General features: G+C 32.4%; 11 protein-coding genes. 2 read left to right on the forward strand and 9 right to left on the reverse strand.

What is annotated here, in order from left to right:
* The first annotated feature begins 135 nt into the window (after positions 1–135).
* On the forward strand, positions 136–1,728 hold the full coding sequence (murJ, locus tag BQ4446_RS01040; RefSeq protein ID WP_071025876.1) for a murein biosynthesis integral membrane protein MurJ: 1,593 nt from the start codon (positions 136–138) through the stop codon (positions 1,726–1,728).
* Between the two features lie 310 nt (positions 1,729–2,038).
* Entirely contained in the window at positions 2,039–3,031 is a 993-nt protein-coding gene (locus tag BQ4446_RS01045; protein WP_071025878.1) for a hypothetical protein, read from the forward strand.
* Between the two features lie 46 nt (positions 3,032–3,077).
* Here BQ4446_RS01045 and pyk read toward each other — a convergent pair whose 3' ends face one another.
* The 9 genes from pyk to BQ4446_RS01090 all read right to left on the reverse strand — a co-directional run bounded on the left by pyk (position 3,078) and on the right by BQ4446_RS01090 (position 16,837).
* A complete protein-coding gene (gene pyk, locus BQ4446_RS01050; protein WP_071025879.1) occupies positions 3,078–4,817 on the reverse strand; it encodes a pyruvate kinase in 1,740 nt (579 codons plus the stop codon).
* Between the two features lie 8 nt (positions 4,818–4,825).
* Positions 4,826–5,782: an ATP-dependent 6-phosphofructokinase gene (locus BQ4446_RS01055; protein WP_071025881.1), complete on the reverse strand. Its 957-nt coding sequence runs from the start codon at positions 5,780–5,782 to the stop codon at positions 4,826–4,828.
* Positions 5,783–5,793: 11 nt separating this feature from the next.
* Positions 5,794–9,231, reverse strand: coding sequence for a DNA polymerase III subunit alpha (locus BQ4446_RS01060; protein WP_071025883.1), 3,438 nt, complete (start codon positions 9,229–9,231; stop codon positions 5,794–5,796).
* A gap of 80 nt (positions 9,232–9,311) precedes the next feature.
* Positions 9,312–9,578: an HPr family phosphocarrier protein gene (locus BQ4446_RS01065; RefSeq protein ID WP_071025884.1), complete on the reverse strand. Its 267-nt coding sequence runs from the start codon at positions 9,576–9,578 to the stop codon at positions 9,312–9,314.
* The gene (whiA, locus tag BQ4446_RS01070; RefSeq protein WP_071025886.1) at positions 9,568–10,512 is read right to left on the reverse strand and encodes a DNA-binding protein WhiA; all 945 of its coding nucleotides are present in this window, start codon (positions 10,510–10,512) and stop codon (positions 9,568–9,570) included. Before whiA ends, BQ4446_RS01065 begins: the two co-directional genes overlap by 11 nt.
* A 143-nt stretch (positions 10,513–10,655) precedes the next feature.
* Complete coding sequence (locus tag BQ4446_RS01075; RefSeq protein WP_071025888.1) at positions 10,656–11,768, reverse strand: peptidylprolyl isomerase; 1,113 nt, start codon at positions 11,766–11,768, stop codon at positions 10,656–10,658.
* 54 nt (positions 11,769–11,822) lie between these two features.
* On the reverse strand, positions 11,823–15,296 hold the full coding sequence (gene mfd / locus BQ4446_RS01080; protein ID WP_071025890.1) for a transcription-repair coupling factor: 3,474 nt from the start codon (positions 15,294–15,296) through the stop codon (positions 11,823–11,825).
* Between the two features lie 8 nt (positions 15,297–15,304).
* Positions 15,305–15,883, reverse strand: coding sequence for an aminoacyl-tRNA hydrolase (pth, locus tag BQ4446_RS01085; RefSeq protein WP_071025892.1), 579 nt, complete (start codon positions 15,881–15,883; stop codon positions 15,305–15,307).
* Complete coding sequence (locus BQ4446_RS01090) at positions 15,884–16,837, reverse strand: ribose-phosphate diphosphokinase (protein WP_071025893.1); 954 nt, start codon at positions 16,835–16,837, stop codon at positions 15,884–15,886.
* Positions 16,838–16,843: the final 6 nt, after the last annotated feature.

Consider the following 16,843-nt stretch of genomic DNA (forward strand, 5'->3'; position numbering starts at 1 on the left):
AAATGCTAATAATAAATTATCATATTAATCCTATAGTAAATAAATGGTTCCTCTCTTTTGTAGCCTTTAAATTGTCCTTAATTTCTTGACATCTAGCCTTTTTCTACTTATAATTTATTAGAAATGGAGGTTTACATGGAAAAAAATTCATCAGCCGGCTCAAGAATTGCTAAATCAACTCTTGCCCTTGTAATTTTTTCACTAATTGGCAAAGTTTTTGGATTTGCAAGAGAATCCTTAACGGCCAGCGTTTTTGGAACTTCAATTGAAATGAGTGCATATTCTTTAGCCCAAGCGGCAACTGCCATGATTGCAGGATTTGTTACTCAGGCCATAGCCACAACTTTTATTCCCTCTCTACAGAAGGCGGAAAATGATCTTGGAGAAGGTCGTAAAAATTATTTCACCAATAATTTACTCTCCATAACTACAGTTATTTCTATAATTTTAATTATTTTAGGTTATTATTTCCCAAGGGAGATTGCATTTTTAACGGCATCTAGGGCAAAAAAGGAAACTTTTGATATAGTTGTTAGACTAATTCAGCTTGGCATGCCCGTCGTTTTATTTTCTGCTTGGGTTGGAATTTTTACTGGATATTTGCAATATGGTGGAAAATTTGCAGCAACTGGTGCAATTTCCATTCCTCTAAACTTAGTTTATATAGTTTATCTAATAATTTTTGCCCATCACATAGGGATTGTTGGCCTAACAGTTGCCTCTGTTGTTGGAGCCTTGGCTCAGTTTTTATTTTTACTTCCAGACTCCTTTAAACTTGGTTACAGACCAAAATTTATTTTTGACTTAAGGGATAAATATGTAATAGAAGCTGTGGAGCTTTCCCTCCCTGTATTAGTTTCTGTTTCAGTTAATGATATAAATACAGCTGTAAATAGGTCACTTGCATCAGGAATGGGCGATAGTGCTCCTTCTATTTTGTATTTTTCCAATAAGATGAATACTTTAATTATTGGGATTTTTATAACTGCCATAACAGCCATTGTCTTCCCAATTTTAACTCGATATTTTTCTGGAGGAAATATTAAAGAGGGCAAAAGGGTTATGAATGCATCAATTAAATCCGTTTTATTTTTAACTGTGCCTGCTACAATTGGCATGGTCATTTTGGCAAGGCCCTTAATAGAAATAGCCTTTGTAAGAGGAGCTTTTACCACAGAAGACGGGATAAATGCAACTTCAACTTTAAGATTTTATTCCCTATCCCTGATTTCAATTTCCCTTACCAATGTCTTAAATAGGATTTACTATTCCTTAAATGATACAAAAACCCCCTTTATTATTGGAGCCTTAAATGTATTTATAAATGTTGTCTTAAATATTTTAGTGGCCCATAGGTTTGGAACAGATGGCCTTGCGGCTTCCGTATCTCTTGCAACAACCTGTGCAGTTTTAATAGGCTTTTATCTTTTAAGAAAAAAAATTGGAAACCTTGGAACTTTTTCCTATATAAAAGCTCTTATAAAAACTTTAATGGCCTCTTTTGCTATGGGGCTTGTGGCTCTTTTATATTTCCCTTTTGAAAATATTTTAAAACTTATTTTATCAGGAGGTCTTTTAACCCTTTCAAGGCTTCTAGTACTTCTGCTTGTTGTTACGGTTGCTATGGTCATTTATTTAATCTGCCTATACTTTTTGGGAGTTAGGGAAATTAAAGACCTAGTCGCCATTGGAAAGGAAAAAATTGAAAAACGCCGTATAAGAAATTAAAATAAAATTTTTAAGCTGATCCTCTGGTCAGCTTTTTTTATGTGCTGTACTCTTTAAAGTTTTAATTATTTGTTTTTTAATGGTTTTTCAAATTTCCATAAAAAATCAAAAAAACAATTTTGTTTCAGAATACGGAATATATTTCTTTATTTGAAATTTTTCTTGACAAATTTTCTTAGCCCTCTTATAATAAAAATTGACCTTACAAAAAAATAATCACCCCTAAAAAAATCCCCCGGCAGGGATTTTTTTTATATTATTTTATGTTTTTATTCTATTAGAGGGGTATAATATTAATTGGAGGTGTTTTATGCTTTTAATTATAATTTGTGTTATTGTTTGTGTTTTTGCTTATTTTATAATTAAGAAAAATACAGAGGACAAGAGAATAGATGCATATGAATCTTTAGAAGAGTCCCAAGAAAAAATGAATTTTAAGGATAAGAGGGATATTGACTGGAAAGAAGCTGAAGATTTAAAGACAAATAATTTAGATAAGACAGTTCTTGCCCATGAAAATTCTAAAATTGAAGAAGAAAAAATTGAAGATAAGAATATCAATAGTGATTCTGATGGGGAAATTTTAAAATCAAGTGAAGATGAATCTCTAAAGGAAAAATTTGTAACAAATACTCCTGAAGAAGGCGAGAAAAAGGCAAAAGAGTCCTCCCCAAAGGATAAAAAAAATAAGGAAAATAATGATGAGCAAATAAATGACCAAGAAGGTCAAAAGGTCGAGGAAAAACTTGATTATAGTGAAATTAAAGAAGAAAAGAAGGAAGGACAAAAATTGGAAGATAAAAAAATAGAAGCAAGAGAAGAAATTAGTCAAGCTAGTAAAAGTATTAACTCTTTAGACGATTACTTAAATTCCCTAGAAGATCCACAAAGACTAAAAGAACTTTCTCCAAAACTAATTTATAGGTCAAAATTTAATAAGGATGATGATTTCCATAGGACCATTCTTAATGGCTTAGGATCTGAAGAAAAAGAAAAACTTGAAGCTAAAGACGGTGAATACAACCTATATGATATAATAGATTTTATGAAAAATACAGAAGTTAAACCAACTGTAATAAATAAGAAAAAACTTCTAAATCTTCAGTACATCACAAAAGATAGAAAAGAATTAGAAAAATTCCTTGATAAAAATAAACTTTCAGAATTTAAGGATAAAATTGACGATAATTCTAATTTAACAGCAACAATTAATATTGATAAAGAAGAGAGGAAAATTTCTGAAGTAACAGAACTTATAAACCTTTCTGCTGCCAACTACATTTCACTTACAAAAACATATTAAAAACATATAAAAATTAAGCAGCCTCATAAAGGGGCTGCTTTTCAACTTATCTTGTAATCGTTCCTTCTTTTGGATTTAAAGTTATTAAATCTCCTGTTTTTATTTTTTCCCTAATATTTTCTGTGCCCACAATTGTTGGAATTCCAAGACTAACTCCAACAACTGCACCATGAGATGTATAGCCAGAAATTTCTGTAACTATTCCGCCTGCTCTTTCTAAAAATTTTATCATTTCCTTGTCAGTTCCCTTGGCCACAATTATATCTCCGTCCTTAAATTTATTTATTAGGTCATTATAATTTTTTACAACAAGGGCTCTGCCTGTAAAATTAACGTCACCAAAACCTGTTCCCTTGGCAATAACATGGGCAATATTTTCTATTTTAATTAAATTTGTTGAACCTGCAAGCCCTGCTGGCACTCCTGCCGTTATTATTACCTTGTCGCCAGCCTTACAATAATTTTCTTCCATGGCCCTTTCAAAGGAAGTTTTTATAATTAAATCGGTGTCCTCAAAATTTTTAACCTTAATGGATTTTACTCCCCATTCTAAATTCAGCTGCCTTCTAACTTTTTCATTTGGCGTTGCTGCAAGAATTTGATTTTCTGGTCTGAATTTTGAAATTGCACGAGATGTTTGTCCTGATGTTGTGGCTGTAATTATTAAATTTACACCTAAATCCCTTGCCATGGTGCAGGTAGATTTTCCTATGGCATTTGTTGTTGTATTGGAAATTTCTTCTATTTTTTTATTTAAAATCGCTGAAAAATCCATAGAATTTTCTGTAACTTCAATAATTCTTTTCATTGTCCTTACAGATTCCAAGGGATATTTTCCAGCTGCACTTTCTCCTGAAAGCATAACAGCAGATGTTCCGTCTAAAACTGCATTTGCCACGTCATTTGCCTCAGCTCTTGTGGGCCTTGGATTTCTAATCATTGAATCCAGCATTTGAGTTGCAGTTATTACTGCCTTACCCTTTAAATTGCACTTTTCTATTATTTGTTTTTGGGCAATTGGCACAACTTCCGTTTCAATTTCCACTCCCAAATCTCCACGAGCAACCATTATTCCGTCACTGGCTTCAATAATATCGTCAATATTATCCATGGCCTTTTTAGATTCTATTTTTGAAATTATAAGAGTTGAAAAATCTCCTGCATCTTCCAAAACCTTTCTAATGTCATTTATATCTTCCTTGGATCTTACAAAGGAGGCCGCAATAAAATCGACTCCCATTTCTACGCCAAATTTTAAATCTTCAATGTCCTTTTCAGTTAAGGAAGGTAGTTCCAAATGAGTGTCAGGAACATTTACCCCCTTGTGGCCAGAAATTTCTCCTCCATTTTCAACAACTGTATAAATATCTTCACCCTTAATATCCCTAACTTTTAGGGAAATTAGTCCGTCATCAATTAAAATTCTTGCTCCTACCTTCATGTCTTTTGGAAGATTTTTGTAGGAAACTTGGGAAATTGTTTCATCTCCTAAAACTTCTCTTGCCGTTAAAATAAATTCCTCTTCAGCCTTTAAAACTGGCCTCATAGAATCCTTAAAAGTGCCAAGTCTAATTTCCGGGCCTTTTGTATCAAGCATAATAGCAATGGGGATATTTAATTCATCCCTAATTTTTTTTATATTTTCAATTCTCTTTTTATGTTCTTCATGAGAGCCATGAGAAAAGTTTAGCCTTGCAACGTCAACTCCTATTATAAACATCTCTCTTAAAACTTTATAGTCATCACAGCTTGGACCGATTGTTGCAACAATTTTTGTTCTTCGCATAATCCCTCCTAAATAGAAATCACCTTTAAAATATCAAGAAGCTCCTTATTAAATTTCTTCTTAACTTTAAGAGCCTCTTCAATTTCCATACTTATTATTTGGTCCCTTGAAATTCCAATGGCAAGGCCAAAATTTTTCTTTTTAATTTCTTCCATGGCCTTAAAGACCATTTGACTTGCCAAAACCCTATCAAAAACTGATGGACTTCCTCCTCTTTGAATATAGCCGGGAATTGTAACTTTTGTATCAATTCCTGTATGCTTTTCAAATTCTCTTGCAAATTCATAGGGATCACCCATAGCCTCTGCCATTAAAATTATATGATGTTTTTTGCCACGATTTTTACACATAATTGCCTTTTTATAAATCTCTTCATAGGGAGTTTTATATTCTGGAATAATAATATTTTCAGCTCCAGCAGCAAGACCTGCATAGAGGGCAATATCTCCACAACCCCTTCCCATAACTTCCACAACATTTGCCCTTGAATGAGATTCTGTGGTGTCACGAATTTTTGAAACTATTTCTGTAACAGTTTCAAGGCATGACATAAAACCAATTGTGTAGTCAGTGTATCCTAAGTCATTATCAATGGAAATAGGGATTGCTAAAACATTAATCCCACTTTTTTTAAGCTTCAAGGCTCCTCTTAAAGATCCATCTCCGCCACAGACAACAAGTGCATCAATTTCAAAAATATCTAAAATATTTAAGGCTTTTCCAAAACCTTCTTTGGTCATAAATTCTTCAGATCTTGAAGTCCCTAAAAAAGTTCCTCCTCTTTGAATTACATCTCCAACTGAAGACTCATTTAATTTATTTAGCCTTCCATTTATTAGGCCCTCAAAGCCCGATTCAATTCCATAAACTTCAAAACCATTATATATTCCGCTTCTAACAAAGGCTCTAATGGCAGGATTCATTCCTGGTGCATCGCCGCCGCTAGTTAATATTCCAATTTTCATAATTACCTACTTTATTTTAAAATTATTTTTTTGGGGTCTTCGCCCAAATATGATAAAATTTCTATTTTTATTGAATCAAAAAATTTTTCATTAATCCACATTGATGAATTTGCCCCATAGGCTTTTTTTTCATCTTCTGCATAAAATACAACGGGCGTTTCTCCACCGTAACGATTTAATATATTTTTTATACCCAAAATTATATTTTCATCCTTCATTGATGGAAGGGATATAAATAATTTTTTGTCACTTGGCTCCTTAATTTCCCTTAAAATATCTACAATAATCTTTGGCTCTTCAACTTCTGAAAAGGAAAGACTTCCCTCAAGGGATAGGACCTTATCATCTTCAATAATATTTTTAAAAGCTGTGAAAGTTTGGGGAAATAGTATAAGCTCAATTGTCCCGTAAAGATCTTCCAAAGCTGCAAAGGCCATTTGCTTATTTGTCTTTGTAATCATAGTTTTTTTATTTTTCAAAAGACCTACAAGCCTAACTTTTTCCCTTGCCTTTAAATCTCCCTGCCTATATCTTTCAAAAATTTCAAGAGATGATGTATTTGAAAAAGATGAAATAATTCTCCTGTAGGGATCAAGAGGGTGGCCCGAAACATAAATTCCTATAACTTCCTTTTCCATTTCTAGTTTATTTCTTAAGGAAAAATCCTTTAATTTTGGCAGTTCTTCCTTATCCTGAACATTTTGAAAAAGGGAAACCTGGCCCCTTATATTATTTCTATGAGATTTAGAGGCTTGTTCTATTGTTTTTTCATATACTGCCAAATATTGGGCCCTATTTCCCTTAAATTTATCTAAAGCTCCGCACCTAATTAAGGATTCCACGGCTCTTTTATTTACTGAAGCATTGTCAAATCTTTGAACTTTTTCCACAAAATCCTTAAGACTTGTGAATTCTCCAATTTTTTCTCTAGCTTCAATAATATTTGCTATTAAATTAACTCCAACATTTTTCACTGCCTTAAGGCCAAAACGAATCCCATCTCCTTCAACAGTAAAATCTCTAAATGATTTATTTACATCAGGTCTTAAAAGTTTTATGCCCAGCCTTTTAATTTCTTCAATATAAAGGCTCACCTGTTTTATATCTGAAGTGTAAGTTGAAATCTGAGCTGCCATAAATTCCTTAGGATAATAATATTTTAACCATGCCGTCCTATATGCTATAACTGAATAAGCTACGGAATGGGATTTGTTAAATGCATAGTCGGCAAAATCTATTATTAAGTCATAAATATCATTTGCCGTCTTTTCGTCAACTCCGTGACTTATGGCACCGCTGACATTTTCCTTTTCATTTCCATAGATGAAATTTTTCCTCTCCTCTTCCATAACAAGCATTTTCTTTTTTGAAATTGCCCTTCTGACAATGTCGCTTCTGCCAAGAGAATAACCGCCAACGGCCTGCACAATTTGCATAACCTGTTCTTGGTAGACAATACATCCATAAGTTTCTTTTAAAATGGGCACAAGGATTGGATGAATATAGGAAATTTTATTTTTATCGTGTTTTGACTCCACAAATTTGGGAATTTGCTTCATTGGTCCCGGCCTAAAAAGGGCATTAGCCGCAACTAAATCATTAAAGGCATCAGGTCTTAATTCTTTTAAAAAAGCCCTCATGCCAGAAGATTCAAATTGAAAAACTCCAAGAGTTTCTGCTCTTGCAAACATCTTTAAAACTTCAGGATCATCATAAGTAATATCTGAAAAGTCAATTTCTTTATTATAATTATCTCTTATAAGCCTTAGAGCATCTCTAATAACCGTTAAAGTTCTTAGACCCAAAAAATCCATTTTTAAAAGCCCTAGCTCTTCAAGTTCAATCATATTAAACTGAGTTGCAATTATTTCGTCATTTCTCGTTAAAGGTACATAATCAGTTAAAGGATTTTTTGAAATTACAACTCCTGCAGCATGGGTTGAAGTATGACGGGGCAGGCCTTCAATTCTCTTTGCAATGTCAATTATTTCCCTAGCTTCCTTATCCTTTTGGTAGAGGTCCTTAAATCCTTCAGAAATTTCAAGGGCCCTTTCAATTGTCATCTTTAGAGCATGAGGAATTTGTTTTGCAATAAAATCCACTTTTTTATAGGCAATGTCCAAAACCCTTCCAACATCTCTAACGGCTTGGCGAGATTGCAAAGTTCCAAAAGTAACAATTTGAGCAACATGATCTGTGCCATATTTTTTTGTTACATATTCAATAACTTTTTCTCTTCTTTCATAGCAAAAATCTATGTCAATATCCGGCATTGAAACTCTTTCCTTATTTAGAAATCTTTCAAAGAGCAGATTAAATTTAAGGGGGTCAATGTCAATTATTCCTAATGAATAGGAAATTATTGACCCAGCTGCTGAACCTCTTCCTGGACCAACTTCAATTTTATTTTTTTTTGCATAATTAATAAAGTCCCAAACAATTAAAAAATAATCTACAAAGCCCATTTGGGATATGGTTTCAAATTCCTTATTAAACCTATTTATTATTTCATCATTTATTATTTTATAACGCTTTTTAAGGCCTTCTGTTGCAAGCTTTTTTAAATAACTTTCATTTGTATATCCTTCTGGAACTTCAAATTTTGGCAGGTGATAAGTCCCAAATTCAAAGGAAACATTACACCTATCTGCAATTTTTTTTGTATTTTCAAGAGCCTGTGGAAGATCATAAAAAATAGTTTCCATCTCTTCCTTTGACTTTAAATAAAACTCATTACTTTTAAATTTTAATCTCTTTTCATCTTTTAATTTTGCCCCTTGCTGGATGCAAAGCAAAACATCATGACTCTTAGCATCATCCTTATTTAGATAGTGGACATCATTTGTTGCAATTAAATCTATGGAAAGCTCTTTTGAAAGTCTAATAAGGTCCTTATTAACTCTTTTTTGGTCAGGGATGCCATGATCCTGCATTTCAAGGAAAAAATTTCCCTTGCCAAAAATTTCTTCATATTCAAGGGCAGCAAGTTTTGCTCCCTCATAATGTCTGTTTAAAAGTTTTGATGCAACTTCTCCTCCAAGGCAAGCTGACGTGCAAATAATACCTTCAGAATATTTTTTTAAAATTTCCTTATCCACTCTTGGCTTATAATAATAGCCATCAACATAGGCAACAGAAACAATTTTCATTAAATTTTTAAGGCCCTCATTATTTTCTGCCAAAAGAATTAAATGGTATCTTTCATTAGTTTTATCTTTTATTTTTAAAGACTTGCTGGACACATAAATTTCGCAACCTATAATCGCTTTTATATTTTCCTTTAGACAGGCCTTGTAGAAGGCAATCGCCCCATACATATTTCCATGATCCGTTAGGGCTATGGCATCCATGCCAAGGTCTTTTGTCCTTTTTGGCAGTTCATAAGTTCTGCAAGATCCATCTAAAAGTGAATATTCGCTGTGGACGTGTAAATGAACAAAATCTGTCATATGTCTTCCTTTCCTTAAAAATTCTATTTAAAAATCCTATATTATAAAAAACTAAGGACAAGGCCCTTAGTTTAATATAATCAAATATTTACAAAATCATTCTCAATTAATTTGCAAAGACCAAGAACTGCATTTTCCTCATCGGCCCCGCTGGCATAAATTATTACTGTTTCTCCTTTAAAAGCCCCTAAGGACATAATTCCGATTATGGATTTTCCGTTTACTTTTTCCCCGTGGGCTTCAAGACTTATGTCTGAAGAATATTTATTAGCTTCTCTTACAAAAAGAGCTGCTGCTCTTGCGTGAAGTCCGTCTTCATTATTTAATGTCACTTTTTTATCTGTCATCTATACCACCCCTTAATTTATTTGATATATTCTCAATCTTTTTAAATCTATAATTTACTGTTGATTTGCTCACTGGCGGATCAACAAGCCTTCCAATGTCGGCAAGGGAAATTTCTCTATCCTCAAGCCTAATTTCAGCAAGGTCCCTTAATTCTTTTGGAAGTTTTTCAAGACCTATTTTATCTCTTATATATTCTATATCCTTTACCTGATTTATGGAAGATGCAACAATTTTATTTAAATTATATGTTTCGCAATTCACTATTCTATTTACCCTATTTCTCATATCTTTTAAAACTCTTGTATCCTCAAAGGCAAGAACTGATTTATGAGCCCCCATAAGGGAAAGAAGATCGCTAATGGCCTGAGAATCTTTTAGATAAACTATAAAGGACTCCCTTCTTGGAGCAATTTTTGCAGAAATTGAAAATTCTAAAATAGTCTTCTGCAAAAAATTTGCATGATCCAAATTATTGGTTATAAATTCCAAATGATAGGATTTTTTTGGGTCTACGATTGTTGAAGCACCCAAAAAAGCTCCTCTGATATAGGCTTTTTTTGCAGCTGCATTATTCTTTAAAAAGCTAGGTACATAATTTGGTATAAATACGTTTTCACCTTTTATAAAATCAATTTCATCTAAAAGGACTCTTGAAGACTCCTCATCTAAACTTATAGTATATAAATTATTCTTTAACTGTTTAGATCTTGTGTTTTTTATTGACAAGTCAAAGCCAAAAAATCTTCTTAAAAAAGTAAACACACGCCTTGTGACTGATGCACTTTCGCTATTTATTTTTAAAAATACCTTGCCATTTTTGTAGGACAAAAGTCCGCACATAGGCACCAGACCAGAAAGCTCTGCAATTACATTCTCAAAACCTTCCAGCTTATACTTAGAAAGTTCATTTTTTACAGAGGCTGAAAAACTCATAATCCCACCTCTTATCCATGTATAATATTAACAGAAATTCAATCTTTTTTCCATAAAAAATAAATAATAATTAATTTATTTCCAGTAAATTTAAGATCATGGCAAAAAAATAAGCCGGAAAAAATCCGGCCCACATTTTTTATTTATTTTTCATTTTTTTCGGCACTTTCAGTTTTTTCTGCTTCTCCATTTTTTGCGCTGGCATTTGCCTCTTTATTTGCACTTTCATTTGCTGCTTCTTCTGTATTTGCTGTATCAGTTTTTACTTTTCCATAATTTTTATATTCATCAGGAAGTTCCAAATCTTTTTTAGGATCAACATAAGTTTTGATTTTTGCCTTGTCAATAACATCCTTAATTTCCTTTTGATATTTTTCTTGAGTTAATTTATTTTTAAGTTCTTCCTTAACTTCATCAAAAGTTCTTGCACTCTTCTTTTCTAGTTTAATAATATGGAAGCCATAATTAGATTGGATAGGTTCAGAAATTTCTCCCTCCTTTAAATCTCTAATTGCCTTGTCAAAGGATTCTACCATTTGGCCATTAGTAAATTCTCCTAATTCTCCGCCATTTCTTGCAGAGCCTGTATCTTCTGATTCAAGTTTTGCAACTTCAGCAAAATCCTTGCCCTTTTTAATATCTTTCCTTAAAAGGTTGGCCTTTTTTAAATCTTTAACTAAAATATGTGATGCCTTAGCCTTGAAAAATGTATCTTTGTTGTCATCATAATATTTTTTAACTTCATCATCTGTAACTTTTACCTTGTTAAATTTATCTTGTGTATATTTTCCAATTAAAGTTTGGTTATAGATAACTTCTTTTAAATAGTCAAGAGGGATTCCCATGGAGTCAAGATAGGCTTTTAATCCTTCTTCTCCACCAAGTTGTGCCTTATAATTGTCAATTATTTCATCAATTTCCTTGTCTTCAACTTTAATATCATTTGCAAGAGCATCTTGTTTTAAGGCTTCTGTTTCAGTTAAATCCTTTATAGCTACTTGTTTTAAATATTGATCTATAGTTAATTTAGATTGTTTTCCAGTGGGATCTACTAAATTCTCAAGAACTTTTTCATCTCCACCTGATTGACTAATGTATTGATTTCTTCTAACTGCATATGACTTGTAAAAGTCTTCCATTTGTACGTCTACCTTGTTTACACTTGCTGCTACTCCTTCAGGTCCTTTTGCACAGCCACTAAGGCTTAAAAGTAAAGTTCCTGCAAGTACTAGCGTTCCTACTTTTTTAAAAAACATAAATCTTCTCCTTTAGCTTAATTATAAACATTTCTTATTATACACTAAAAATCCTTATTTGTTGTGATTTTTTTGTGAATTTATAATGACAATAAGTTTCTTTAAATCTTCTATTGGGTCCTTTAAATTTTCAAGAGTCATCACAGATTCTTCTCCTATGGCATAAGTTATATCTTCAAAATTTTCCCCTAAATCTTTGATGGCTGAGAATTTTAATTCGCCTGCAATTTTTACATAATACTCATCATTCTTTTGGCTTATAGAAATTATTCCTGCAATTGATGCCTTATATCTTAAAAGAGAAATATCCATAAGATTAATAAGCTGCCTTGGAACATCTGAAAATCTATCAATTAATTCATCTAAAAGATCCCTATATTCATCTTCAGATTCTAAAACTGAAATCTTTTTATAAATTTCAAGCCTTAGTTTGTCATCTTCAATATAGTCTTTAGGAATAAATGAATCCATTTTTAAGTCAATAGTCGTTTCAATTGTTTCATGCGTTTCAAAGCCCTTTAATTTCCCAATAGCATTTTTTAAATACTTCATATATAAATCATAGCCTATTTGCTGAATATGACCATGCTGTTTTGAACCCAAAATTGAACCGCTGCCCCTTATTTCTAAATCCCTTAGGGCAATTTTAAAACCTGAACCAAATTCTGTAAATTCTTTAATGGTCTTCAATCTTTTTTGAGCTATTTCTGAAATAGATGCGTCCTTTTCATAGGTGAAATAGGCATGGGATGTCCTTGATGATCTCCCTATTCTTCCTCTTAATTGGTAGAGCTGTGAAAGTCCAAGACGATTTGCATCTGTAACAATCATTGTATTTGCATTTTGAACATCCATTCCCGTTTCAATTATTGTTGAGCATAAAAGAACATCAATTTCTCCGTCTAAAAAAGAAAGCATTGTTTTTTCAAGAGCTTCTTCCGTCATTTGACCATTTGCCATGGCAAAGGAAACTTCTGGCACAAGCTCTTCAAGTTCCCTTAATTTATATTCCATATGGGCCACTTTATTATAGACAAAATAAACCTGACCCCCTCTTTCTACTTCCTTTAAAATTACCTCTCTTACCATTAGAGGATTGTATTCCAAAACATAAGTTGTAACTGGAAATCTTTCTTCCGGAGGATCTTCAATAACTGACATATCACGGATTCCTAACATGGACATTTGAAGAGTTCTTGGAATTGGTGTTGCAGAAAGAGTTAGAGAATCAATGTTTTCCTTTAGCATTTTTAATTTTTCCTTATGCCTTACTCCAAATCTTTGTTCTTCATCAATAATTAAAAGACCTAAATCTTTAAAAGCTACATCCTTGGAAAGAAGTCTATGAGTTCCAACAACAATATCAATTACTCCCGATTTTATCTTTTTTATATCTTGGGCCTGTTCGTTTTTAGACCTAAATCTTGAAAGTATGGCAACTTCAACAGGAAAATCCTTAAATCTTTCCATCATTGTATTGTAATGCTGTTGGGCTAAAATTGTTGTTGGCACTAAAAAGGCAACTTGTTTACCGTCAAGAATTGCTTTAAAAGCAGCCCTAAGAGCAACTTCAGTTTTCCCATAGCCAACATCTGCACATAAAAGCCTATCCATTGGCACGCTTTTTTCCATATCTGCCTTAATTTCTTCTGCAGATTTTAATTGACCCTCCGTTTCTTCATAGATAAAGGCATCTTCAAATTCCCTTTGAAAATCAGAATCCTTTGAAAAAGCAAAACCCTCTTTTTCTTTTCTTTTGGCATAGAGTTTTATTAAATCATCTGCCATATCATCGATGGATTTTTTTGCCTTCCTCTTAGTTTTTGTCCATTCAATAGAATTTAATTTATTAATTTTGGGAGCAGTCTTTTCATCTCCTATATATTTATAAATTAAATCAAGAGATTCAATGGGTAGAAATAATTTGTCATCTCCAAAATATTTTATAACAATATAATCTCTTTTAATGCCATAAATTTCCAGCTCCTGAGTGCCAACATAACGGCCTATTCCGTGAGATTCATGAACAACATAATCTCCAATTTTTAGGTCTTCAAAATTCAAAGATTTAGTCTTCTTTTTTTCTTTTCTCTTCTTTTCCCTAAAAGTTCCATAAATTTCCCCATAATTTAAAAGGACAATTTTTGAAACTTCAAAAACGCAGCCATCATGAGTTGTGCCTGTTGTCACAAGAAGATTGCCATCAAATTTTTCATGCCTATGGGGAGAAAAACTTAATGAATAGCCCATATCTCTTAGACTGGTGAAAAGCCTTTTGGCCCTTTTTTCAGACCCTCCAAGTAAAATTACCCTATAGGAATTTGCTAGATAATAATCTAAATCTTCCCTAAAGAGTTTTATTTTTGAAGAATAATTTGTGGTAGATTTCATTTTAAAATTAATAACTGACTTGGGTTCAAATTCTTTGGGGGTTACAAGGAGAGAATTTAAAGTTATAAGATCTCTTTTTTTAATTTCATCAATTGAATCCTCTAGGGGATAATATATATTTTTGTGAGAGGGAAGGGCCTCTCCAAAACTTATCATATCTGCTATTGATGACTTTAATTCAAGTTCTAATGAATTTTCTCTTTCTAAAATATCTCTAGGCTCATTTAAAAGAACTATAAAATCTTCTTCAATAAATTCTAAAAATGATGACAACCTATCTTCTTTTAAATAGGGAATTATAAGGTCAGGATTTTTAATGTAGGATAAATCTCCAAGCCTTTCATTATAGGATGAAAATTTTTCCATAAGCCTTTCCCTGTCCTCGCCCTTTAATTTTGATTTTTTTAATTCTCCCTCAATTTTTTTCTTAGCATATAATTTGTCTTCATCTTCAATTAATATGTCAACAACTGGGAAAATTCCAATTCTTTTTAGGGATTCAATAGATCTTTGGGAATCCAAATCAAAAGTTCTTATGGAATCAACTGTGTCATCAAATAATTCAAGCCTATAATTTTCATCATTTGTTGAAATATCAATTATAGATCCCCTAATGGAAAACTGTCCCATCCCTTCAACTTGAGGATATCTTTCATAGCCCATTTCCAAAAGTCTTTTGCTAAGATCCTTTAAATTAATTTGAGATTCAAGGGATATTTCTAGGGTATGTTTTTTAAAATTTTCTCTTGTGGAAATTTTGTCCCCAAGGGCCTTTAAAGTTGTAACGGCAATGTCCCAAGACCCATCTGCAAAGGCCTCTAAGGATTTAAGCCTATTTTTTAAATTTGAAGTGGACTTTGAATCCCTGTCATATAAAAATATGTCCTTTTCAGGATAAATTTCTATTTTTAAGGGACTTATATTTATAAGATCTTCGTAAATTCCCCTAGCGTCAAGGCGATTTTTTCCTATGACTATAATTTTTTTATTAAGTTTTCTGTAAAGTCCATAAGTAAAAAGACCACAAAATCCCCTTGTGGTCCCATATGTTGATATGGGACTTTTTTTAGAATCTATGGCCTCTTTAATTTCTCCAAAGGGCTTTAAATTTTCAATTATTTGAGCTAGAAAATCCAAAATTCACCTCAATAAATTTTATTATTATAAATATTCATAGTTTTTTCTATTCCCTTTTCCAAAAAATCTATGCAGGCTTTTGCTCCAGCATCTGTTGCCGCATCAATATGTTTTCTTTCTGAGGGAGTAAACTTTGAAAGGACAAAATCTGCCAAATTTTCCCCTTCCATTTTTTTGCCAACACCAATTTTTATTCTTGGAAATTCCTTGGTCCCCAAATGATTTACAATAGATTTTAAACCATTGTGAGTTCCGGCAGACCCATTTTTTTTAATTTTTATTTGCCCAAAAAGAATGTCAATATCATCTGCAATAATTAAAATATTTTCATCCTTAATCTTATAAAAATCCCTTAGGGGTCTAAGGCTTTCTCCAGAATTATTCATAAAAGTTTGAGGCTTTAAAAGGAAAAACCTCTTGTCGAAAATTTTTCCCTCGCCTAAAAGCCCCTTAAACTTAATTTTATTTAATTTTACATTAAGGTCATTTGCCAGTTTATCAATGGTCATAAAACCAATATTGTGTCTTGTATCTTCGTATTTTGGACCTGGATTTCCCAAGCCACATATTATATATAGATTATCCAATTATTTATTAAACATCTCGCTTACTGATGAGTTTGTATTTATTCTCTTTATTGCAGAGGCAAAAATTGGTGCAACTGAAACAATTTCAATCTTATCAATTTTCTTTTCATCAGGAAGATGAATTGTATCTGTGATAACAAATCTTTCAAGATTTGATTTTCCAATTCTTTCAATAGCAGGGCCTGACAAAACGCCATGAGTTGCACATCCATAAACTTTTTTTGCTCCCTTTTCCTTTAGAGAATCGCAAGCTTTACAAATTGTGCCAGCAGTATCAATAATATCGTCTACTAAAATTGCATTTTTGCCCTTAATATCTCCAATAATGTTCATAACTTCACTAACATTTGGTTTTGGACGTCTTTTTTCAATTATAGCTATTGGTAAATTTAATTCATTGGCAAAAGCTCTTGCTCTTGTAACTCCTCCAAGGTCAGGAGAAACAACAACAAAATCTTCCCCTTCAGTTATTGGTTTAAAATATCTTGAAAGATATGGAATTGCTGTTAAATGGTCAACTGGAATGTCAAAATATCCTTGAATTTGGCCAGCATGAAGATCCATGGCAACAACTCTATCAGCACCTGTTTCTGAAATTAAATTTGCCACAAGCTTTGATGTAATTGGTTCTCTTGCCTTTGTTTTTCTGTCTTGTCTTGCATATCCGTAATAGGGAATTACTACGTTTATTCTGCCGGCAGAAGCACGCCTAATGGCATCCATTAAAATTAAAAGCTCCATAAGATTATTGTTTACAGGTGAAGAAGTTGACTGAATAATATAAACATCACTTCCTCTTACAGAAATATCAATGTCAATTGAAATTTCTCCATCTGAAAAAGTGGAAACTCTGCATTTTCCTTTTTCAATTCCTAAATTTTTACAAATACTGTCCACTAAGGGAGTATTTGAATTTCCTGTAAATATTACAATATCATTGTAAGTTTGATTCATTTTATC

The organism is Peptoniphilus raoultii (assembly GCF_900099555.1).
GTDB lineage: Bacteria > Bacillota > Clostridia > Tissierellales > Peptoniphilaceae > Peptoniphilus_A > Peptoniphilus_A raoultii.